Annotated in this window: 20 protein-coding genes and 1 pseudogene; 11 read left to right on the forward strand and 10 right to left on the reverse strand. The window is 32.2% G+C overall.

Going from position 1 to position 23,859, the window contains the following annotated elements; genetic code table 11:
• Positions 1–37: 37 nt before the first annotated feature.
• Positions 38–1,834 (reverse strand): translation elongation factor 4, encoded by a 1,797-nt coding sequence (gene lepA / locus B4G36_RS11375; protein ID WP_038332533.1) that lies wholly within the window; start codon positions 1,832–1,834, stop codon positions 38–40.
• Positions 1,835–1,929: 95 nt separating this feature from the next.
• Positions 1,930–2,165, reverse strand: a pseudogene (locus B4G36_RS11380) (IS982 family transposase); the annotation flags it as partial.
• A 162-nt stretch (positions 2,166–2,327) separates the two neighbouring features.
• Here B4G36_RS11380 and B4G36_RS14040 point away from each other — a divergent pair.
• From B4G36_RS14040 to prfH, 5 genes are all read left to right on the forward strand, one after another.
• The gene (locus tag B4G36_RS14040; protein WP_409410938.1) at positions 2,328–2,459 is read left to right on the forward strand and encodes a glycosyl hydrolase 2 galactose-binding domain-containing protein; all 132 of its coding nucleotides are present in this window, start codon (positions 2,328–2,330) and stop codon (positions 2,457–2,459) included.
• Complete coding sequence (locus B4G36_RS11385; protein ID WP_291064088.1) at positions 2,444–4,378, forward strand: beta-mannosidase; 1,935 nt, start codon at positions 2,444–2,446, stop codon at positions 4,376–4,378. The genes B4G36_RS14040 and B4G36_RS11385 overlap by 16 nt, the downstream gene beginning before the upstream one ends.
• A 549-nt stretch (positions 4,379–4,927) precedes the next feature.
• Positions 4,928–5,497: a hypothetical protein gene (locus B4G36_RS11390; protein ID WP_291064089.1), complete on the forward strand. Its 570-nt coding sequence runs from the start codon at positions 4,928–4,930 to the stop codon at positions 5,495–5,497.
• 2 nt (positions 5,498–5,499) lie between these two features.
• Positions 5,500–6,891, forward strand: a complete 1,392-nt coding sequence (locus tag B4G36_RS11395) for an RtcB family protein (protein ID WP_291064090.1) — start codon at positions 5,500–5,502, stop codon at positions 6,889–6,891.
• A 2-nt stretch (positions 6,892–6,893) separates the two neighbouring features.
• Positions 6,894–7,517 carry a peptide chain release factor H gene (gene prfH / locus B4G36_RS11400; RefSeq protein ID WP_219035381.1) on the forward strand — a complete coding sequence of 208 codons (624 nt, stop codon included), beginning with the start codon at positions 6,894–6,896 and terminating at the stop codon, positions 7,515–7,517.
• Positions 7,518–7,547: 30 nt separating this feature from the next.
• On the opposite strand, the gene B4G36_RS11405 is transcribed toward prfH, so the two are convergent.
• The 6 genes from B4G36_RS11405 to B4G36_RS11430 form a co-directional block, all read right to left on the reverse strand.
• A complete protein-coding gene (locus B4G36_RS11405; RefSeq protein WP_291064091.1) occupies positions 7,548–12,386 on the reverse strand; it encodes a DNA repair ATPase in 4,839 nt (1,612 codons plus the stop codon).
• Positions 12,387–12,471: 85 nt separating this feature from the next.
• Positions 12,472–14,556: a flotillin family protein gene (locus tag B4G36_RS11410; protein ID WP_291064092.1), complete on the reverse strand. Its 2,085-nt coding sequence runs from the start codon at positions 14,554–14,556 to the stop codon at positions 12,472–12,474.
• A 99-nt stretch (positions 14,557–14,655) separates the two neighbouring features.
• Entirely contained in the window at positions 14,656–15,348 is a 693-nt protein-coding gene (locus tag B4G36_RS11415) for an OB-fold-containig protein (protein ID WP_125350042.1), read from the reverse strand.
• A 19-nt stretch (positions 15,349–15,367) separates the two neighbouring features.
• Entirely contained in the window at positions 15,368–15,565 is a 198-nt protein-coding gene (locus B4G36_RS11420) for a DUF4177 domain-containing protein (protein ID WP_125350043.1), read from the reverse strand.
• A gap of 69 nt (positions 15,566–15,634) precedes the next feature.
• A complete protein-coding gene (locus B4G36_RS11425) occupies positions 15,635–16,339 on the reverse strand; it encodes a PspA/IM30 family protein (protein ID WP_291064093.1) in 705 nt (234 codons plus the stop codon).
• Between the two features lie 12 nt (positions 16,340–16,351).
• Positions 16,352–16,744, reverse strand: coding sequence for a molecular chaperone Tir (locus tag B4G36_RS11430; protein ID WP_115001905.1), 393 nt, complete (start codon positions 16,742–16,744; stop codon positions 16,352–16,354).
• A gap of 93 nt (positions 16,745–16,837) precedes the next feature.
• On the opposite strand from B4G36_RS11430, the gene B4G36_RS11435 reads away from it, so the two are divergent.
• Positions 16,838–17,497 (forward strand): helix-turn-helix domain-containing protein, encoded by a 660-nt coding sequence (locus B4G36_RS11435; RefSeq protein WP_291064094.1) that lies wholly within the window; start codon positions 16,838–16,840, stop codon positions 17,495–17,497.
• Between the two features lie 53 nt (positions 17,498–17,550).
• Here the strand turns inward: B4G36_RS11435 and B4G36_RS11440 are convergent, their stop codons facing one another.
• Complete coding sequence (locus B4G36_RS11440) at positions 17,551–18,759, reverse strand: acyltransferase family protein (protein WP_291064095.1); 1,209 nt, start codon at positions 18,757–18,759, stop codon at positions 17,551–17,553.
• A 108-nt stretch (positions 18,760–18,867) separates the two neighbouring features.
• Between B4G36_RS11440 and aspA the strand changes: the two genes are divergently transcribed.
• Together aspA and B4G36_RS11450 are read left to right on the forward strand one after the other, a co-directional pair.
• Positions 18,868–20,265 (forward strand): aspartate ammonia-lyase, encoded by a 1,398-nt coding sequence (aspA, locus tag B4G36_RS11445; protein ID WP_291064104.1) that lies wholly within the window; start codon positions 18,868–18,870, stop codon positions 20,263–20,265.
• A 117-nt stretch (positions 20,266–20,382) separates the two neighbouring features.
• Positions 20,383–20,616 carry a hypothetical protein gene (locus B4G36_RS11450; protein ID WP_291064096.1) on the forward strand — a complete coding sequence of 78 codons (234 nt, stop codon included), beginning with the start codon at positions 20,383–20,385 and terminating at the stop codon, positions 20,614–20,616.
• A gap of 72 nt (positions 20,617–20,688) precedes the next feature.
• On the opposite strand, the gene B4G36_RS11455 is transcribed toward B4G36_RS11450, so the two are convergent.
• A complete protein-coding gene (locus tag B4G36_RS11455) occupies positions 20,689–21,831 on the reverse strand; it encodes a DEAD/DEAH box helicase (protein ID WP_291064097.1) in 1,143 nt (380 codons plus the stop codon).
• A 243-nt stretch (positions 21,832–22,074) separates the two neighbouring features.
• Between B4G36_RS11455 and B4G36_RS11460 the strand changes: the two genes are divergently transcribed.
• The 3 genes from B4G36_RS11460 to B4G36_RS11470 all read left to right on the forward strand — a co-directional run bounded on the left by B4G36_RS11460 (position 22,075) and on the right by B4G36_RS11470 (position 23,854).
• Positions 22,075–23,250 (forward strand): trans-sulfuration enzyme family protein, encoded by a 1,176-nt coding sequence (locus B4G36_RS11460; protein ID WP_291064098.1) that lies wholly within the window; start codon positions 22,075–22,077, stop codon positions 23,248–23,250.
• A 93-nt stretch (positions 23,251–23,343) separates the two neighbouring features.
• Positions 23,344–23,610 carry a hypothetical protein gene (locus tag B4G36_RS11465; protein WP_291064099.1) on the forward strand — a complete coding sequence of 89 codons (267 nt, stop codon included), beginning with the start codon at positions 23,344–23,346 and terminating at the stop codon, positions 23,608–23,610.
• Positions 23,534–23,854 carry a hypothetical protein gene (locus B4G36_RS11470; protein ID WP_291064100.1) on the forward strand — a complete coding sequence of 107 codons (321 nt, stop codon included), beginning with the start codon at positions 23,534–23,536 and terminating at the stop codon, positions 23,852–23,854. The genes B4G36_RS11465 and B4G36_RS11470 overlap by 77 nt, the downstream gene beginning before the upstream one ends.
• The last annotated feature ends 5 nt before the right edge of the window (positions 23,855–23,859 follow it).

The following is a 23,859-nucleotide window of genomic DNA, read 5'->3' on the forward strand; positions in this document are numbered from 1 at the left end:
CTTTTGAGACAGCCTCTTTTGGTATATAAAAAGAATTTTAATCATTCAATTTCAAAACAGCTAAGAATGCAGATTGGGGAACTTCTACACGTCCAATTTGACGCATTTTCTTCTTACCAGCTTTTTGTTTTTCTAATAACTTACGTTTACGAGAAATATCACCACCATAACATTTTGCAGTAACGTCTTTACGTAATGCTTTGATTGTTTCACGCGCAATAATTTTTGCACCAATCGCGGCTTGAATTGGAATATCAAACTGTTGACGAGGAATTAATTCGCGTAATTTTTCACACATTTTCTTTCCAATATTGTAGGCATTATCAACGTGAATTAAGGCAGATAAAGCATCTACAACTTCACCGTTAATCATGATGTCAACTTTTACCAATTTTGAAGCTTTCATTCCAGAAGGTGCATAATCAAACGATGCATATCCTTTTGAAATAGATTTTAATCGATCATAAAAATCGAATACAACTTCAGCCAAAGGCATATTGAAAATCATTTCTACTCTATGTTGAGTTAAATAATTTTGAGATTGTAATTCACCACGTTTCTCAATACATAAACTCATTACAGGACCTACGAATTCAGATTTTGTAATGATTGCTGCTCGAATATATGGTTCTTCAACACGATTTAATCCTGATGGATCTGGTAATTCAGATGGATTATGAACCGGAATCATTTTTTCTGGATCTTTTTCCAAGTACGCTTCATACGAAACGTTAGGAACAGTTGTAATTACCGTCATGTTGAACTCACGTTCTAAACGCTCCTGAATAATTTCTAAGTGTAACATTCCTAAGAATCCACAACGGAAACCGAAACCTAAAGCAGCAGAAGATTCAGCTTCAAAAGTTAATGAAGCATCATTCAAACGTAACTTTTCGATAGAAGCACGCAAATCTTCGTAATCTTCTGTGTCAACCGGATAAATACCAGCGAAAACCATTGGTTTTACTTCCTCGAAACCATCAATAGCTTCGCTTGCAGGATTCTCAACTAATGTAATTGTATCTCCAACTTTTACCTCAGAAGCTTCTTTAATTCCAGAAATAATATAACCTACATCTCCAGTTTTAATGACTTTCTTCTCAACTTGATTCAGTTTTAATGTTCCAATTTCATCGGCACCATATTTTTTGTTGGTAGCCATGAATTTTACTTGATCTCCTTTTTTGATTTCTCCATTTACCACTTTGTAAAAAGCTTCAATTCCTCGGAAAGGATTATAAACAGAGTCAAAAATCAAGGCTTGTAACGGTGCATCTGGATCACCAACTGGTGCAGGAACTTTCTCGATAATTGTGTGTAACAATTCTAACACACCTTCACCTGTTTTTCCACTTACACGCAAAACATCTTCGGGATCACAACCAATCAAATCAACAATATCGTCTGTTACTTCTTCTGGATTTGCAGAAGGTAAATCGATTTTGTTCAAAACTGGAATGATTTCCAAATCATTTTCTAAAGCCAAATAAAGGTTAGAAATGGTTTGTGCTTGTATACTTTGTGCAGCATCTACAATTAACAAAGCTCCTTCACAAGCGGCAATCGAACGAGAAACCTCGTAAGAAAAATCCACGTGACCAGGAGTGTCAATTAAATTTAAAATATATTTTTCACCATCTTTTTCATATTCCATTTGGATGGCGTGCGATTTAATTGTGATTCCGCGTTCGCGTTCCAAATCCATATCGTCTAAAGTTTGATTTTGTAACTCACGATCAGAAATCGTGTTTGTTACTTGCAATAAACGATCGGCCAAGGTACTTTTACCATGGTCAATATGGGCGATAATACAGAAATTACGGATATTTTTCATATTCTATTTGTCGAATAGGCAAAAATAATCTTTTCCGTGCAGACTGCAAGTATTTTGAAAAATATTATGAATTATATTTTAAACCCGTAGTGCATTTAGGTAATATTAATTTTTAAGTTGTTAATATTTCTATTTTTGTTTCTGTTTATTGTTTGAATAATAGTGAAAGTTAGTATTTTTGATAGTGTCCTTGTTTTAAACCCTAAAAGCTTTTAGCATAATTACGTCTAATCATGAACTGATCGCATAATTGAGAGAATAACGTTTCTATCCTTTTTCTTTATTTACGTATTACAAAAGGATGATCTTTATAGTTTTTTTTATTTGACTGAAGCTGAACTTATAGCGCAAAATATTCAGCTAAAAATTAATGGATTGGATACATATGTAAAAGTTTTTCTGAACTGAAAATTAATTCTGGATGAGATTAATATGTTTCGAATGTGAGAATTTTCGATCAAAGATTTACTGAAAGATAAAAAAAATTCTCGAAATACAATTCAAATCGTCGCCTAATGAAGGAAAACGATTAGCAAATCTTCTTCCATATAAATTACCAGAAGGTGAGCGTGTTTTTACTCGAAAAGCGCAATATCAGTATGGTTGGGATTGGGGATCAGATTGACTACGGTTGCGATTTATAAACCAATTGAACTTATTTCTTGGAATAATTTAAAACTGAATGACTTGTCTTATGAAATTATCAAATTGGATAAAAATCAAGCGAAAGTAAAGTTTAAATTTATTATCCAATCGGAACAAAATACAGCTGTAGAAATTAATTTTAATCAGAAAATAATCACTCAAAAATTAACCAAAGGAATTAATCATTTTTCGATTGATGAAACGATTCACAATCCAAAATTATGGTGGCCAAATGGAATGGGCAAACAGTATTTATATGATTATCAATTCAAAATTAAACAAGGGAATGAACAAATATCTAAGTATTTAAAATTTGGTTTACGTACGATAGAATTGGTACAAGAAAAAGACGAAGTTGGCTCTAGGTTTTATTTTAAAGTGAATGGAATTCCAACTTATATGAAAGGTGCAAATTATATTCCGCAAGATAATTTTGTTTCACGAGTTTCAAAAAATGATTATGAAAAGTTGATAAATAGTTCGGTTGAAGCCAATATGAATATGATTCGTATTTGGGGTGGTGGAATTTATGAGGACGATTATTTTTATGAATTATGCGACGAAAAAGGTTTGTTGGTTTGGCAAGATTTTATGTACGCTTGTGCTTTTTATCCTGGCGATCAAGATTTTCTTAACAATGTAAAACAAGAAACAATTGATCAAGTGAATCGCCTAAAAAATCATACTTCTATTGCGCTTTGGTGTGGAAATAATGAAATTGATGAAGCGTGGAAAAATTGGGGATATCAGAAACAAATGGGCTGGTCGAAACAAGATTCGTTGAGTATTTGGAAAGATTATCAAACGACTTTTCATCATATTATTCCGAATGTTTTAGATTCGATTTTACCAAAATCAGAGAATCGCTATAGGCCGTCTTCACCTTCGATTGGTTGGCGAAGAAAAGAAAGTTTGACGCAAGGAGATTCGCATTATTGGGGCGTTTGGTGGGGAATGGAACCGTTTGAAACGTATGAAAAAAAAGTTCCACGTTTTGCTTCTGAATATGGTTTTCAAGGAATGCCAACGTTGAAAACGGTGAAATCAATGTTTTCTGAAAAAGATACATTGAGTAAAAATTCTGCAATAATTTTAGCGCATCAAAAACATCCAAAAGGTTGGGAAACAATCAACGAATATATGCAGCGAGATTATGTTGTTCCGATCGATTTTGTGCAGTATAACTACGTTTCTCAATTGTTACAAGCACGCGGAATTCAGTTGGCAATTGAAGCACATCGACGTGCAAAACCTTATAATATGGGAAGTTTGTATTGGCAATTGAATGACGTTTGGCCAGTAACTTCGTGGTCGTCTTTGGATAAATTAGGAAATTGGAAAGCGTTACATTATCAAGTGAAAAGAAGTTTCGAAAATGTGTTGATTTCAGTAGAAAAAGAAGAAAATGTGTACAAAATTTATATCGTAAATGACTTATTGAAAGATTTGAAAGGAAAAGTAAAATTTTCTGTGGTAGATTTTAATGGAAATACACATTGGACTAACGATAAAGATGTAATTATTTTATCAAATTCTTCAACTAAAATAATGGAATTAACTGATGAAATTTTAAAAGGATCTTCTTCAACTAAAGCTTTTCTTCGAATTGAATTTGAATCAAATGGAGAAAAGTATTCGAGAAATTATTTCTTCGAAAAACCGAAAGATTTAGCTTTAACAAAATCAACAATTAAAATCAAAAAGATCAGTCATAACCAATTCGAAATTTCGACAAATGTTTTGGCAAAAGATGTTTATTTACTTGATGAAAATAATCAATTTGATGATAATTTTTTTGATTTAATTCCGAATGAATCTCGTATTATTAGTGGAAAAAACACAATTCAGAATCTAAAAAATTATTCGTTGTATGATACAATGAATGTTAAAAATCAATAATATTTTTCTCCCTATTTTTAGTGAAATTTCACAAAGGATTTGGAAATGTGAATTTTATTGACTTAAATTTGCACTGATAAAAATCATAACGTATAACAATTTAATAACGAAGAAATAAAATGTTCAAAGAAACGACATATCAGTTTTTAGCTATTGCAACAGATTTTGCAATGAGCATTCTTCGTGCTTATAAATCGTAAATAATTTACTTATTATATCAAAAGCCCGGAGGATTCTTCGGGCTTTTTCTTTTATTATTCTATTCTAGATTCAGAATAACTTCTAAAAACTTCCGAAGAAGAAATAGTTAGCGCTAATTATTTCAAAATAATTATTTGCAATTAAATAATCCATTTTATGGAAGATTCAATTTTCTTTTCTACTCAATTACGAACAAAAAGAGCGAGGAAAAGAAGTGTAAAAACAACGAAAGAAAAAAATGTATGAGAGAAATATAAACGTCAAAAAGAAATTTTTAAAGAACAAAAAGAAATTCCGCTTGTTCTTTTAAAAGAGCCGTGTCAAAAAGGTTTTGAGCGATATTTTGTATTGAGAGAAGATATTAAAAAAGAAAATGAGATTGAGTTTTTTACTCAAATTCTAAAGAAAATTAATACTTCTCAATATGCAGAAACGCGAAAGTTTGTAAAAAAACGAAAACGAAACGGAAAGCGAATTTATGTTCAGAGAATTCAAGAGTTGAAACAATTGCAACCTTACGAATATTCAGGTTCGTATTCAATTTTGAATGATGAAGAACGTCTATATTTTGTGTGTATTCAGGTGTATGATCCCAAGACAAAACGTTTCAAAGGAATTTATGAATTTCTACAACCGTGGCGTTTTCGATTGATTATAAAACCAAATATGATTACGCATTACAAACCGCTTGATATTGATTTGAAGCGCGAAGAAGCGCAAATCGATCATTTTTTTGATAAGTATAAAAATCAAGGAATCCTTTTAAAGAAAATAGTCGGAGGAGGGTATTCGTATGAACGAAAACCAAAATTTAAAAATCCTTTTACGAAACGGAAATTTTTTAATAATAAAAATTTAGCGATTGAAATCGCTGAAATGCTGATGGAAAAAGAACATCAGTTATCTAAAAGATATTAATCATGGGAAATAAAATCTCTGGAAAGGACTTTATAAAAATAGGCTTTCCAAAAAATAATTCGATCAATATTGCAATTGGGCAAATTCATCGATACAGAAAAAAAGAAAAGAAACAAACGATTCTCAATGAAGCAAAAGAAGTTTTGCTTGAACCAGAAAAGTACATTGGTGACGGAATTTGGGGAAAAGTTGCGGAAGGATTAATAAAACCAGTTGAGGTTAGATTACAAGAATTAAAAACAATGCGTTCACCTTTTTCAATTTTTGGAGAAAATGAAATTGATGAACAAGCGAAATTTCAATTGTATGATGCATTGAAATTGCCAATTTCGGTAAAAGGAGCTTTGATGCCAGATGCGCATTCGGGTTATGGATTACCAATAGGAGGAGTTTTAGCAACAGACAATGCTGTGATTCCTTATGGAGTTGGTGTGGATATTGGTTGTAGAATGAGTCTTTCGGTTTACGATTTGCCAGCTAGTTTTTTGAAAGGAAAATCGCATCAATTGATTCAGATTTTGCAAGATCATACCAAATTCGGAATGTATGAAACGCATAAACTAAAAGCGGATCATGAAATTTTTGAACGTTCTATTTTTGATGAAATTCCAATCTTGAAAAGTTTAAAAACAAAAGCTTATCAACAATTAGGAACTTCTGGTGGAGGGAATCATTTTGTTGAATTTGGGATTGTGAAATTAGATGAGGTAAAACCTGAATGGAACTTGATTCCAGGAGAATATTTGGCTGTTTTATCGCATAGTGGTTCGCGTGGTTTGGGTGCAAATATTGCAAAACATTATACGTATTTGGCGACGAAACAATGTCCACTTCCGAAGCAAGTTCAGCATTTGGCTTGGTTAGATTTGGACACGTACGATGGCCAAGAATATTGGGCAGCGATGAATTTGGCTGGCGAATATGCCAAGGCTTGTCACGATGATATTCACCGAAGAATTGCGAAAGCTTTGGGAAAACGTATCGTTTTTAACATCGAAAATCATCACAATTTTGCGTGGAAAGAAATGGTTGAAGGAACGGAACGAATTGTTCATCGTAAAGGAGCGACGCCAGCTGGAAAAGGAATTTTAGGAATTATTCCAGGTTCGATGACCGCGAACGGTTACATTGTTGAAGGTTTGGGAAATGAATTGAGTATTAATTCGGCTTCGCATGGTGCGGGACGAAAAATGTCGCGTGCGAAATGTAAATCAACAATTACTAAAAGTTTTATGAATTCACAATTGAAAGATGCAGGAATTGAGCTGATTGGCGGAAGTGTAGATGAAGCACCTTTGGCATATAAAAACATAAAAACGGTGATGAATTTACAGACTGAATTAGTGAAAGTGTTGGGAACTTTTACACCGAAAATTGTACGAATGGATAAATAATGATGAGGAAAAAAATTATTCAACTTACATCGGGTAGAGGACCAGCGGAATGCAATTTTGTGGTGACTAATGTTTTTAAAAAGTTTTCGGAAGCGTGCACAAAATCTGAAATTAAGTTTGACATAATTGAAAGAGAAATGGATAAAGATTTTCATCAACTTTCATCTGTGATTATAGAACTTGAAGGAAATGATTTAAACACGTTTTTAAAAACTTGGCTTGGAGCAATTTTATGGATTGGTAAAAGTCCATACCGAAAATTTCATCAACGAAAAAATTGGTTTATTGGTTGTTTTGAATTAGAAATTCCGAAAGAAAATTCAATCAATCCGAATGAAATTATATACCAAACAATGCGAAGCTCTGGAAATGGTGGACAAAATGTAAACAAAGTAAATTCGGCTGTTCGTGCGATACATCAACCAAGTGGAATTTCGGCTGTTTCGATGGATTTACGTTCACAACATCAGAACAAAAAAACTGCAACAACTCGTTTGTTATTGAAATTACAAGGATTTGAAACCAATAAATTGAAGGACTTGGTTCAAAAAAAATGGAATAATCAAACGTCTATTGCAAGAGGGAATCCTGTGAAAATATTCAGAGGAGATAAATTTAGTGAATAAAAAAAAGCCGCTCAATGAGCGGCTTTTAGTTTATTTTTTCAAAATAGCTTGGATAATTCCTTCCAAATTTTCATTGAATTCGAGCAATTGAGCAAAAACTTTATCGTCTTTATTCAAGCCACCGTGTTTGTTATTTTTTACAAAGGTTGCTTTTATCGTTTCCCAACGTTCTTTTTCTTTAGCAGTTATCAAACCTGCAATTTCTTTTAATCGCAACAAATTCGATTCTGTATCTGTTGTCAATGTTTGCGATTCACTTTCGTAATGCGCTAAAATAGTTTCGTTAATTTCTTTTTCGTTCATCATTGGAACAATTTTCGAAACCAATTTTGACATATTTCTGTACGAACCTTGCATTTTGAAAGGCGGTTCCGTTCTGTAATCATCTTGCATTGCTGCGCTCGAAATATAATTTTGATTGACTTTTACGACAATATTTCTAATCTTAATCACATGTTTTAGAACTGCAATAAAATCATCAATTTCTTGTTTCAAATAATTGCCTTCCAAATCCGGAAGTTGTTCTTGATTTTCGGTTACAAAATTTGTTAACTTGTAAAAATCTGTCAAACTTTTTGAAGCAATTTTATCCAAATAAGGATTATCTCCTGTTGCATTTTCAATCAAACTTAAATTGAACAACGTTTCCGTATCACCAATTACATCACCCAAATTATAAACATCAGCACGATTAGCCAACATATCTGGAATCTGAAATTTAGAGCCGCTTTCCGTATATGGATTTCCTGCCATTACAATGCAAAAACGTTTTCCGCGTAAATCGTAGGTTTTACTTTCTCCTTCAAAAATTCCATCAATTTTTCGCTGTCCATCGGCTAATGAAATAAATTTCTGTAAAAATTCGGCACTCAAATGCTGAATATCGTCCAAGTACAACATTACATTATCTGCCATTTCAAACGAAAGATTTATCTTTTTTAATTCCTCTCTTTCTCCAGAAGTTTTGGCTTCTATTGGATCGATTGATGTAATATTATGTCCAATTGTTGGTCCATTTACTTTCACAAAATGTAGGCCCATTGTTTTTGCTAAATACTCCATCAACGTCGTTTTTCCATAACCAGGAGGCGAAATTAACAACAACATTCCCATTCGTGCAGTACGCTTGTTATCGCCTGCAGTTCCCAATTGTTTGGCTAAATTATTTCCGATTAAAGGAAAATAAACTTCGTTGATTAATTTATTTCGAACAAATGATGTTAAAACTTTTGGTTCAAATTCTGCGATTTTTAAATCCTTTTCATAAGCTTTCGAAATTTCTTCTTTTAACTTTTGGAATGATTTAAAATTTGGAACATCAACAGTTGAAAAATCCTCTAATTTAGAAATGATTTCATGATAATTTTGTGTATAAATACCATCAATTATTACGGTATGATTTCCTTTTAAATCTTCAATTATAATAGATGAATTTCCATTTATTAACTGAAATTTATCTTTAGAAAACAATAACATCGTTGCTACTTCATTTACAACATTTCTGTAAGTTGAAAAATTTTCATTTTCATCGATAAAAGAATGAATCCAGTTTTCGATCAAGTAAAATTTTTCGGTTGAAGAAAATTGTTCATCTGCAATCAACGCATTAAAATCATCTGAATTTTTATTTTTCTCTAAGTAATTAATGAATTCTTTTCGAAAATTTTCAGCTTCATTACTCATCGAAAAAGCTTGATATTTTGTGAAAGTTCTAAACAAATAATTGGCAACTTTTTCTGAAGTTGTTATTGTTTTATCCCATTCAGTTTCCCAATTTTCAAAAAGCGATTTGATTTCATTTAGAATATTTTCAAATCGAGTTGAATTCGGCAAATTTTTCAAAATTAATTGAGCCGAATTAATCATTGCATTCAACTTATCTTGCAAATTCTTTTCTAAAGAATGGCAAAAAATTTGAGCAGTTGTACGAGTTGGCGCATCAAATTGCAACACATCTAATTTCGAATTTATGTTGACCAATTCAGTAAAAATTCGAAACGCATCAAAATTGTGAACGCCTTTTATATAACCTTCCGAATAATTTTGTTCAATGATTTGATTGATAAATTTTTCAGCATCAAAATCGTTTTCATTTCTTGCTAAAAAAGCTTGATAAGCTAAATATTCAGCACGATAAACCAATTGATTTTCCGAAACAAATTCTTGGTTCCAAATATCTTGGTAACGATAAATCTCATCGTTTTTAACTTTTTGATAGAAACTTGTACCTGTTAAATGATAAAATAATTCGTTGTTACGATTCAACAATGTCAGCGCTAATTGCTGCGTATTGACCGTAAATTTATTTTGACCAAGCGCAATAATATTTTGCCCATCAACAAAAAGTTCAGTTTTATCTCGTAAAACACGAAGCGTATCTTCTTGCGATTTTTTTAATAGATTTTCAAGGTTTTCGGCTTTCGAAACATCTTTTAAATCCTTCAATTCTTGAATGATTTGACGCATTTTGTCAATCATTAAATCCGAAGAATAAAACGCTAAAATTTCTTCTTTCTCAGAAAAAGTTTTGGCTTTATTTTCGATATTTTTCAAGACGCGCAAGCCAATTTGTTCTAATGAATTGGTGCGTTTGTTGGTTTGTTCAACTAATTGTTCACGTTTCGAATTGAATGCCTTGATAATTTCGTCGCGCTTATCTGCAATTTTCAAGGCGAAATCATCAAAATCAGAAAATTTACTTTCTAATTCTTCAAGTTGAACAATTATTTTTGTATTGTATTCTTCCGTTTTTTCGGCAGTTGTTGATAATTCTAAAAAGTTAACCACACTTTGTTCTAACAACGTGATTTGAGCAGAAAATTCTGCAACAGCTTCTTTGCTTTTTAACGCAGAAGTTTGACGTGTTAATTGGGCACGAACTTCGTTAAGCGAAGCAAAAATAACCGAGATTTTCTCAATGATTTTTGTTGTTTGTGTTGCGTCTTCAATTTTTAAACTGTTCAGAATATCAATCAATAATTCTAATTCTGAGGCAATTTTAAGACAGGCTTCTTCGATAACTTTCGCATCAATGACTTTTTCGATAGAAGCTACTAAGTTTTTCTGTTCAGCAACTTTTTCTTCGTATGGAATTAGTGCTTCATCCAATAAAAGAAACTCAATTGTTTTGGTTGATAAATTTTCGTTTACCTCTTGCAATCGGTTTTCTAATTCTTGAACACGCTCTAAATTGATGTAGCGAATTGAACGTAAATCAATAACTTTTCCTTGAATTTTACGAGCCTCAGCTAAATGTTCAACCAATAAATCCAATTGATTGTACGTTGTGCTATTTACTTTGAAAACGATTTCTTCAATCGATTCTTCCGTTTTTTCTAAGGTTTCTTGCGCAAATTTTTTCTGAATTTGAACTTTAGCAAATTCATCAATCGCTGTATTGGCAACTGTTTTTATTTCTAATAAAGGAACAGCAAGCTCAAAAGTCTCTTGATCATTAATCCAAAAATAGCCATCTACAATATTATTCGCTTTTTTTACAATGTCCTCGTATAAACCTTCGTACGAATCTTCTTTGTTGATTAATTGAATAACCTCCTGAGATTCAGCCATTGCTTTCACAATGTCTTTGTTCCCAATTTTATATAATGGATGATTTGTTTTCTCTGTATTTTCAATCAAACGTTCAACATAAGGTGTTTGCCAAATTTGAACTTGATGATGTCTTGTCGCTTCTTCTTCGGTGCGGAAATAAATTAAACTTCCATCTTTAAAAATCGTAAAACCATTACAAACTATAGGTGTTTCCACAGTTTGTTGAATGATATTGTACGATAAAAGAATGTATGTATTGGTTTCATCTTGATTGAAAATGTACATAAAATCTTCTCCGTTCGGAGAATTTACACGACGGAAAAATTGAAAATGCTCTAAATTATTATTATCGAAAAGATGATACGTTCCGTTTTGTAAATAATAACCATTCGAAAAAATTAAACCTTGATTATCGGGTAACAGAACTGCTGCATCTAAAAGTGCAGGAATGTTGATAACTTCTTTGGTGCGAACATTGTAAATATAGGCTCTGAAATCTTCTTGAAACGGTTTTATTTTAACCGCAATTAGATTTCCTAAATCGGCATAATAATATTCGGCATCGTCTAATTGTTGATCTAAATGTGTCACTTTTTCAGTGAAAATTCCTTTTCCTGAATCCGTATTATCTTCAATTTTAAAAGTAATATCACCACCAATTGCTTCGATAAAAATCTTATCTAAAATAGAAATATGTGGAAACTTTCCTAATCGACGATCATCGATAGAAGTTTTTTGCCATTCAAAATCAAATTGATCTGCTTTTTTTACTTCGTGAATGCTGCGATCATCTTGATAAATTAATTTTCCGTCTTTGATTAACCATTTAAACGCTTTCAAATCTTGTGCGCTTTTACTGGTTTGGAAAACCATGTATAGATAATTATCTGTTCTACGAAATTTAGAAAAGATAGAATCGCGGTAATATTTATATAAATTCTGAAAATCTGTAAAGAAATTCTGATCGTTTATTAAGTCGAGAGGTTGAGGAATAAATTGATTTTCTTGAAACAGATAAATACTAAAAACATCGCTCAACTGAATGTCTGTGCGTAAACCGAAATGCACGTTGTAACCAAAAATACACAATTTATCGAACGCGATAATTCCACGTGCGACGCATGTATTTTCTGTCGTAATTCTTTGGTTTGCGCTTAATGCAAAATTGGTAGAATTGAAGACTTCTTTTCGAGCATCATTCAATTTCGTTAATCTTTCCGAAAGAAAATCTTTTTGTGTAAGAAGTCTTTTTCGGATGATTTCGTACGCGCCTGCATCAAGCGTTTCGGTAACGTTAATATTTTTTTCTTCTTGCATTAAATTAAAATCTAGAAGGTGATTAAACTGTAATTAAGAGCGATTGAAACGAATAGATTCAATCACTCTATTATTGTTTAATGGATTAACCTATTTTTTTATTTGAAACACCTAACTGATTCGCAATTCCGAAAAGAGAATTTATAAATCCAGTATCTTCGTTATTTCCAGAAGCCGAAGCAGCTTGCTGTAATTTAATTAATGCCGCAGTAATTGTTAAGTTTTTGATGTCGTTAGACGAGATACCATATTTATCAGCAAGACTTCTTACTTTGCCAGCTAAATCACCTCCGCCATGTTCGTCAATCAATGCATTTTTGATGTCTGTTGCGTGTTTCGAATTGTCGATTAAATGATCGAAACCTTTTGCATTCGAAACTTGTTTGACAATATTTTCGAAGAACATTGTTTCTCCACCAACAATGTCAATTTTCGCAGATTTCAATGCATTTGATAACACCTCAGCTTGTGCTCCAGCAATATCTTTTTGAATGTTGATATGAGCCAATTCGATATCTTTTTCTTTTTGTAATTGAAGTTTGAACTCTTCGTGCTCTTTTCCAACACCGTCCAGTTTCTTCATAGCTTCTGCTTTTTCTTCAATTCCTTTTGCTTCTGCTAATGCTTTTTCACGAACAACTTCTGCTTGTGCTAAGCCTTCTTTACGTAACGCTTCTGCTTTTTTCTCGATAACAGATGCTTCTACAGTTCCTTGTTTTTCTTCTGCTTCTGCTTTTGCAACCATTACTTCTGCTTCAGATAGACCAATTGCAGCTTCTTCTTTTGCTTGTGCTTCAGCAATTATTTTACGAGCTTCAGCTTCTTTTGCAGAAGCTTCTTTTTTAGCTTCCGCATCAATTAATAACTCTTGCGCTTTGCGTTCTGCAACTTGTTTTTGTGCATCTGCTTCGATAACTTGACGAGCAGCTTCTTGCTCTGCCGCAATTTTTGCCGCTTCCGCAGCTTTTACAGTTTCGATTAAACGCTCTTCCGCTTCTTGCGATGCAGCAATAATTCCGGCTTGTTTCTGACGCTCAACTTCACGGTAAACTTCAACATCTTTTACGCCTTGTTGCTCTTCAATCACGCCTTTTTCTAAAAGAACACGTTCTTTGATAACGCCTTGAATATTTTTCTTCTCAACTTCGATAGATCTTTCTTTATCAATCTGAGCTAAAGTCACAATTCGCTCACGTTCTGTTTGCTCTAATGCACGATCTTTTTCAACGCGTTCCGTTTCGATTGCATCAGTACGAACTTTATTTTTTTCTGCGATAATAATTTGACGCAATTTATTTTCTTCTTGAACTGCCAATTGCTCTTCTGTTGTAATACGAACAGATTCAGCTTTTAGACGTTCTTCTTCGCGAACTTTTGCAATTTCTGCCTCTTCGCGCGCTTTTATATTTTCGATTTCTCTGCGTTGACGCTCTTCTTTTTCGGCTAATTGTCGCTCTAATTCTAAGATTGCTTCGCGCGCTTCAACGTTTTGTTTTTTGATTACTTTTTCTTCTTCACGACGAATTAAGTTGGCGTTCATATTTTGTTGAGCCGTTAATTCGGTGATTTTTTTAATTCCTTCCGAATCTAAAATATTATCAGGGCTCAAGAATTGTAATTCAGTTTGTTCTAAATAATCAATCGCACAGTCATCTAAAATATATCCATTCAAGTCTGTTCCGATGATATTTAAAATTTCATCTCTAAATTCGCGACGAGCTTCGTATAATTCGATAAAATCGAATTTTTTTCCAACTGTTTTTAAAGCTTCTGAGAATTTTGCTTCGAAAATACTTTTTAATGTTTCTGGTTCTGATGCTCGTTCTGTTCCTAAGTTTTGTGCAACATTGATTACATCATTCACCGATTTATTAACGCGAACAAAAAATGCAACTTTGATATCTGCACGAATGTTGTCTTTACAAATTAAACCATCGTGTTGTTGACGAGTAATATCAATTTTCTTAATCGAAATGTCCATAATTTCCATTTTGTGGAAAACAGGAATTACATACATTCCTTTGTTGAAAGCTACTTGCGATCCACCAACACCAGTACGAACGATGGCTTTTCCTTGCGGAACTTTTTTATAGAAAACGCTTAAAACGACGATGAAAGCAATAAAGATGAAAACGATAACACCAACTGCTAAAAGAATAAAATTTGTCATGAGATTTTTATTATATTTTGATTGATTTAGTGAATAATTAAGATTAAAATTTCTTCGATAAGAAACGAAGTAAGTTGAAATATTAGTGTCATAATAGTGTTAAATGTTGTTTAAGGTTATATGTTTGATGACGAAATAATAATGATTTGAAGGCGATTCGTCGGTGATAATAATGGTATCTCCAAAATTAATTTCTTCGCCATTTTGACTTTTGATGTTAAGCGTAATAATATCTTTCTCGATTTGAAATTCCGCAGAGCCTATTTTATCTCCTGTGATTTTAGATTTTGATTTTCCGACTCTTCCGATAAAATCAGTTTCTTCTTCTCCATGATAACCTAATTCTGAATACATTTTAACTAATGGTTTAGTGATCCAATGCATCATAAAATAAGCGATGATGAAAACCGGAATTAAGATTAAAACTGAATACAATCCTAATTTGCTTAATCCAAAAACAATCGAAGAAATAATGGTAATCACCCAACTGATAAATTTGAACAAAGTAATAATCACCATTAACGGAACTTTACCAACATTGATGAATTCTAAACATTTTGCCCAAAAACCTGGTTCGTGATGCACGTCTGCATCAGCATCGTGATCAGCGTCAATTTCGTGGTGGGCATCAACATCATTGATGTCTCCGATATGAAAATCAGAATCTGTTCCAAGATCAATTCCGTCACCAGCTAACAGTTGAAATACCCAATAGACAAGAGAAAATCCCATCAAAATGGTCATAATTCCGTTGGCCAATGGATTAAAAAGAAGGTCTAAAATTTCGGTCATTTAGTGTTAATTTTTAATGTTAAATAGCTCTTCTGAATGTATAATAAATAATTTTCGTTGTGCTGTTGATGGAAAGCGGAGTGGAAGTGATTAATTCCCAGCCTTCATTTCCATATTTATTTAGTAAATCATCCAAAAATGTTTTATCTATTTTGATAGAAAATAAGCCAGCGTTAGGCATTATTTCTATTGTTTTGTATTCATATTTAGATGCCATAGTTTTGATTTTTTAAAAGAGATTAATTTACTAAAAATTTTATAGAAATAATTCACTATAAAAAGTGATTTATTCTTGATTTTTCGACTGAATTTTTAGCTTTAAAGCTTCTAATTCATTTTGAATCAAATCTCCTTTCAAGGTTTCGTTAATTTCGTCATCAGCGGTTTTCGAATTGTCCGCTAAACTTCCGTAAGCTTGTGCAAGTGCTTCGTCTTCTTCTACTTTGGCTTTCATGCGTTCTAACATGCTAATTGTGCTATTCGCATCAATTTTTGCCATTTGTTTGTTTACTTGTTTTGTGGCATCAGCAACTTTTACACGAGCTTTTAATGTTGTTAATTCATTTTCCCATTTATTAATGTTGAATTTAAGAACCTCAACGTTTTTGTGCACTTCATTTGCAGATTTTTCATGAATAATCACTTGATTTTCTAATTCAGTAATTTCTTCTAACAATTGATTTTTTAAGCTCAAAGCTTCTTTCGCTAAATTTTCGGCTTGTTCAATTGTAATTTCATTTCGCCCAGCTTTTTCTAACAAAAGAATTGCTTTTCGTTCATAATCTGCAGCTTCTTCTTTCTTCTTGTCGACGCTATTTTGCGAACGAATTGCCATTGCTTTTACCTTTGCGTAAGCCTCTAATGATTGATTAAGATCATCGCGCATTTCGCGAATTCCTTGTTCTGTCATTTTGATTGGGTCTTCCATTTTTTCGACAACCGAATGTATTTCCGCTTGTCCAATTCTAAAAATACGTTTGAAAATATTCATAGTGATATTGTTTTATTGTTTAGAAAATTCGATTAATTGAGCAGAATATTCGCTCATCAATAAGCTCAAAGAGTTTAACGTTGCTTCAAATTCGTTTTGATCAAGATTCGCAACTTGAAGTGTGTAACGATAAATGACTTTGTTTCCGTCTTCTGTTATTGCAAAAGCACCATGAATGATATCGCGATTTTTCATCAACAACGCTTTTAGCATTTCCAGATTATCATTTGTAATTGTAAATAAATACAACTCGAAAATGATAACAGGTGGTGCAATCCCTACAATCAGATTTTGAACACCATCCAATAAATTTTCAATCATAAAAACACCTTCTTTTTCGTCTTTGTAAGTGATGGTGTAATTGATGTTTTGAATAAAATTTTCAATCTTCGAAAAATAATTCATTTTGTTGTTATTAGTGTTTTTTGTAATTTGTTTCCATAAAATTAAACAATTTGCTAAAATAATTAGCAAATAAAAATGTTAAAATTTTAAATAATGACAAAAATTGGTGAAAATATAAAGAAATTAAGACAAGTTAAGAACTTAACTCAGCAAGCTTTTGCTGATTTATTCGATGTTAGTAGAGGGAATATTTCATCTTACGAAGAAAAACGTGCAGAGCCACGAATTGAAACGATTTCTCTAATTGCTAAATATTTTAGCATTCCGATTAGTCATTTAATCGAAAAAAACTTAACAGTTAACGAAATATTACACTTTGATAATTATTTTGAGGAAGCTGATACATTTCGAAATGTTAAAAATTTGAGCGCGATTCCTTTTTTATCACGAGAAATAATTCAGTTAAAAAAAGAATTATTTTCTAATATAGAAAACTATCCGTCGATCTATTTTCCAATCTATAATTCGCATCAATTTATTGCGTTAGAATATTCTTCGAATATCGCTTCACCTATCGATTTTACAGAAGAAGAATCATCTATTTTATTTTTTGAACATTTGGAAGTGGAAAATTTACATTTGGTAAATGATAAGTTTGGTTTGTATTTGAATGATGATGAAATTTTTGTCGGAAAATTTATTCAGCACGATAATCAGTTGATTTTGGAATTAAATCAATGGAAACAAATTATTTTTGATGTTGAGAATATTAAACATTTTTATCAGTTTTATGCGGTTTATAAGAAAGTTTAAAATAAGAAATGTTGAGACATGTTTTGTCACTCAAGACTTAAGACTCAAAATTTTTACACCTTTATATAAATCTTCTTTTTATCCAATAAATAAGCTAACCACCAAAAGAAAGCTAAGAAAATTAGCGAATAAACAAATGAACCAATTTCTGGGATTCCAGAAATCTTTGCGCAAATATTTTCGTAAAACCAGCCTAATGGAGAAGTGAATTTGATTTCTCCTTTGTCATTTAAACCAGCTTCAATTCTGATTAAACCTAATAATCGAGGTAATAATCCGCTCAGAACAAAGATGAATAAAGGGTTTTTTCCGAAAACATCAAAAAATTTCATAAAACCATTTTTGATGCCTAAAATCTCGATGAACCAAATCATTGCGCCAATTGTTAAAATTGCTAAACCAGTTGTGTTGAAAACATAAGAACTGCTCCAAATCTTTTTATTGTACGGAAAGTCCCATTGCCAAACGTAACCAATTGTCAATGCAATTGTTCCTAAAACAAATAAACCAGCTAACATTTTATATTGTGGATTGTCAGTTTTTGGTAGCGGACGATTCAACCAATTGATATTTCCTTGTTTCTGAATATAATCACCAACCAAATACCCAAATAAAACCTGTGGAATAGTAGAAATTGTACTGAAAATTCCTTCGGGATCAAACGGAACACCTTCTCCTTTGTAAATATGCGCTAAACCAAGCAATTGATTATCAATTTTAGTCCCTATAAAACCTTCTAATGAATAAGGGTCAGAAGTTCCAAGTCCGAAAGTTAAAACCCAATAAAGTAGAAGAATCGCACAACTTATCAATAAAACTTGTTTTTGTTTAAAATAAAAAGCAATCACCGAAGCGAAAAAATAAGCAATTGCAATTCGTTGTAAAACGCCCATTATTCGGATTCCGCTTTCTTCTGAATCTTTCCATGCTTTGAAAATAAGGTCATTATTATCCCACTTGAAAAATGGCCACCAATTGATGAATAATCCAATTCCGAAAATTAAAATTGTTCGTTTAATTACTTTTTGCCAGAAAATTTGTTGAGGTTGTTGTTGTAATTTTGGAATCACAAAAGCCATTGCATTTCCTACAGCAAACAAAAAGAACGGAAAAACCAAATCTGTTGGCGTACATCCGTGCCATTCTGCATGCTCCAAAGGATCGAACATAGCCGACCAAGTTCCTGGATTATTTACCAAAATCATCAACGCAACAGTTGCGCCACGAAAAACGTCTAATGAATAATAACGAGCTGCTTTCATCTCTTTTGTGTTAATGTTTTAAAGATATAGATTTTTTGAATTTTTTGACAAAATGCTTTTCAAAAAGATACTAGATTATTCCTTACCTTTAATTGTCGATAACAAACAATAAATAAAATGAGAACGGAGTCTGATTTATTAGGAGAATTACAAATTCCTGAAACGGCTTATTATGGTGTGCAAACGCAACGCGCCATTAATAATTTCAAAATTTCCAATAATTATTTGTCACATTATCCCGAATTTGTAAAGGCACTTGGTATTGTGAAATTAGGTGCTGCACAAGCTAATCACGAATTAGGAATTTTATCGAAAGAATTATTTGATGCGATTTCTTTCGCTTCAAATGAGTTAATTGCTGGTAAATATACAGAGCAATTTCCAATCGATATGATACAAGGTGGTGCGGGAACTTCTACAAATATGAATGCAAATGAAGTAATTGCAAATATTGCTTTGGAGTATTTAGGAAAACAAAAAGGAGAGTATCAATTTTGTTCGCCAAATGATCATGTGAACCTTTCGCAATCTACGAATGATGCTTATCCATCTGCTTTGAAATTAGCATTATTTAATATGAACAAGCCTTTGGTTGAGGCATTAACTTCGTTGTATGAGGCTTTTGATAAAAAAGGGAAACAATTTAGTAATGTTATAAAAATGGGACGTACACAATTGCAAGATGCGGTTCCAATGACACTTGGGCAAGAGTTTGAAGGTTTTTCGAATACGTTGCATAAAGAAGTTGATAATTTGAATCGAATAGCTGCTGAATTATTAGTGATAAATATGGGTGCAACTGCGATTGGAACTGGATTGAATGCTGTTCCTGGTTATGCACAATTGTGTACAACTAAAATTGCTGAGATCATGAATGAAGATGTTTCGTTGGCTGATAATTTAGTGGAAGCAACTTCGGATACAAGTTCATTTGTTGATTATTCATCTGCTCTGAAACGTCTTTGTGTGAAGTTGTCTAAAATTTGTAATGATTTACGTCTGTTGACTTCAGGACCGAGAACAGGTTTGTTCGAGATTAATTTACCTCCGAAACAACCGGGATCTTCGATTATGCCAGGGAAAGTAAATCCTGTAATTCCAGAAGTGGTAAATCAGGTTTGTTTTAAAGTCATTGGAAATGATTTATCAATAACAATGGCTGCCGAAGCTGGTCAATTACAATTAAATGTAATGGAACCAATAATTGGTTTTTCGATTATGGAATCGATTCAATATTTAACAAATGCGATGAATACGCTACGCGTTGAATGTGTAGATGGAATTACAGCAAACGCAGAACATTTGAAAAATGAAGTACAAAATAGTATTGGAATTGTTACAGCTTTAAATCCGTATATTGGTTACAAAGCAAGTACAAAAATTGCGAAAGAAGCTTTAGAAACAGGAGGAAGTGTTTATCAATTGGTTTTAGATCACGGTTTATTGTCGAAAGAGCGTTTGGACGAAATCCTTGATCCTAAAAATATGCTTGGTCCACATATATAGAAGTTGTGAGTCAATAGTTATGAGTTTTGAAAAATAAATTAATAATGAAACCTTCGAATCTTCTAAAAATAGAAACATTAAAAGATGAATGGTTAGATAAGGATATGGTTATCTTATATGCTTGTTTTTCAGATTTTATCCGATTGTATTGTAAAAGAACATTTGTTTAAAGGGCATGTTGATTGGATGTATGATGATGAACATAAAAATGCAAAAATTGAAATTGAAAACTTATATAATTGGTGGAATAAACGTAAGCTCGATAATGATAATTTAGAAAATAATCAATATGAAGAAGATAATCAAATGTTGAAAAAATTAATAGAGTTTAGACAATATCTTTGGACTTGATTTAATTAAAAAATTATGAGTAATGAGTTCAGAGAAAACTTTGAACTTATTACTCATAACTTAAAACTTATTTTAATATCCGTGTAGATTCACATCATCAGTTGGAAGTAAATCAACTTTTTTACCCATTTTTTTCTGAATGATTTTGAAATGATGCAAATCTTCTTCTGTAATCAAACTAATTGCCTTTCCGTTTGCATTTGCACGACCTGTACGCCCGATTCTGTGCACATAATCTAAAGGCGAACGAGGTAATTCATAATTAATAACAGTTGGTAAACCTTCGATATGAATTCCGCGTCCAATCAAATCAGTTGCAACCAAAACTTTAATATCACCTAGTTTAAAATCTTCCAAATTATCCATTCTAGCGCCTTGGGATTTTTTACTGTGAATCGCCATTGCAGAGATTTTATTCTTTTTTAATTTTTCTACTAAATTATCTGCAGTTCGTGTCGAAGAAACAAAAACCAAAACTTGTTCTAAGTTTTCAGATTTGATTAAATAACGTAAAAAAGGACCTTTTGTTTCGGCATCAACTTTATAAGCAACTTGTTCGATTTGTTCCAAATCAATTTCTTGTTTTTTGATTTCGACAACAATTGGATCAATACTTAATGTAGATTTTATTTCATCAATTTTATCATTCAAAGTCGCAGAAAAAAGAATCGATTGTTTCTTTTTCGGAACACTTTTCAAAATTAGGTTCATCTCATCTCCAAATCCTAATTGAAACATTTTGTCTGCTTCATCAATCACCAAATATTGCAATTGATCCAATGATAACGCATTATGATCCATCAAATCCAATAAACGACCAGGAGTTGCAATCAAAATTTCTGTTCCATACAAATTTTTCATCTGTGGATTAATCGAAGTTCCTCCATACACCGCTTGCGTTTGTACCTCACGGCGTAAAGCAGTTTGCAATCCTGCAAAAGTTTGTTCAATCTGAACTGCCAATTCACGTGTTGGAACTAAAATTAACGCTTTTATGTTACGAGATTTTTCGTACGATTGATGTTGAATTTTTTGTAGCAAAGGCGTAACAAAACACAAGGTTTTTCCAGAACCAGTTTTTGCAATTCCCATCACATCTTTTCCTTTTAAAATTGATGGAATTGTTTCGGTCTGAATTTCAAAAGGTTTTAAAAATCCAAGTTTTGTAATTGCTTTTGATAAATATGGTGATAATCCTAAATTTTCGAATGACATAAATTGATATAAGATTGCAAAGGTAGAGATTAAATTTGAATGAAATTTTAGGAATAATTACTCGTTTAATTATTTTTAATCGTGATGAAAATGAAAGTTTTAAAATCGTTTCTGAAATATTTCTAAAAATCTTTTTAGAAACAGTCAAATTATCGAAATAACGATTGAAAATAGAAATAATTTCTGTTTAAAACTTTATTAAAAGCTTTTTGCTTAATAAAACTATCGTTAACTTTGATTCTTATGAAAAAAGATCAGTCTAAGATAATTCGTGAGCAAGCGCCAAGATCTGCTACTCGCGAGCATTCGGTTCCATTATATTTAACATCAAGTTTTATTTTTGATAGCGCAGAGCAAGGACGTGCAATTTTTGCAGAAGAAGAGCAAGGTATGGTTTATTCACGTTATGCAAATCCAAATACAACAGAGTTTATTAATCGCGTTTGTGCTTTGGAAAAAGCAGATGCAGGTTTAGCTTTTGCTTCGGGAATGGCTGCTGTTTTTGCATCTTTTGCTTCGTATATAAAAAGTGGAGATCATATTGTATCGAGTCGTGCAATTTTTGGTTCTACGCATCAATTAATTACGCAATTATTTCCGCGTTGGGGCGTAACTTATACATATGTAGAAACGCCAAATATCGAGGATTGGGAAAAAGCAATTCAACCAAATACAAAAATTGTTTTCTTAGAATCGCCTTCAAATCCTGGATTAGAATTATTTGATTTAGAATCTTTGGCAAAATTGAAAGAAAAACATCCGAATGTTATTTTTGCAATTGACAATTGTTTCGCAACACCATATTTACAACAACCTTTGCAATTTGGATTTGATTTATCTATTCATTCTGCAACAAAATATATGGACGGACAAGGTCGAGTTTTGGGTGGAGTAGTTGTAGGGGAAGAAGAATTAATCAACGAAATGATGTTTTTTATTCGTCATACAGGTCCAGCGATGTCAGCTTTTAATGCATGGACAATTTCTAAAAGTTTAGAAACGTTGCCACTTCGTATGGATCGTCATTGCGAAAATGCGTTGGCGTTGGCAGAAGCTTTGGAAAATCATGCTGAAATTGCAGATGTAAAATATCCATTTTTACTATCGCATCCGCAATATGAGTTGGCGAAAAAACAAATGAAAGGCGGGGGTGGAATCGTAACATTTGAAGTGAAAGGAGGAAAAGAACGTGCTTTCAGATTTATTGATGCATTAGAAATGATTTTATATACGTCTAATTTAGGGGATTCGAGATCGATTGCAACGCATCCAGCAACTACAACTCACGCAAAATTATCAGATGCAGAACGTGCAGATTTGGGAATTAGGCCAGGCTCTATTCGTTTATCAGTCGGTTTGGAGGATAAAGTGGATATTATCGAAGATATTTTGCAAGCGTTAGAAAAAACTAAGGTTTAATTAATTTATTGATTAGTTGTCGATTAAATATATATTTTAATAATTTATTCATTTCAGCACGGACTTTGCATTGTTTAAATGAAAGTTTAGAATATGAAGAAGTTTTTAATTTTTGGTTTTGCGTTGTTTACAATGTCAAGTTATGCGCAAAATAGACCAAATGATGGAAATAATAGAAATGTCGATGTTTTAATTGAAAGATCTGATTATTACGGAATATCAAGTAGTCAAAAAAATAAAATAATTGCTTTAAAAAAACAAGCAAGTAAAGATTTCGAAAGAGTTGGAAGAGATCGTAATTTATCTGGTTACGATAAAGGTAGAAGAAAAAAGAGAGATTTCTTACAATTTACAACGTGATATTGATAAAATCTTAAATGATAATCAACGTTATAAATGGTCAAATTCTCATCGTGACGATTATTACAAAGATCGAATTGATGATCGGTTAGAGCGTTTAGAAGAAGAATACGAAAGAGATATCAAGGGAATAGAACGTAATTATTCTTACGATAAAAATTTGATGAAACGTAAAAAAGAAATCAGAAAAGCAGAATATAAACGCGCGAAAGAGCGTTTGAAAAATGTGAAAGATTATTATTAAAATAA

This window comes from Empedobacter sp. UBA3239, from assembly GCF_002362875.1.
Classification (GTDB): Bacteria; Bacteroidota; Bacteroidia; order Flavobacteriales; family Weeksellaceae; genus Empedobacter; species Empedobacter falsenii_B.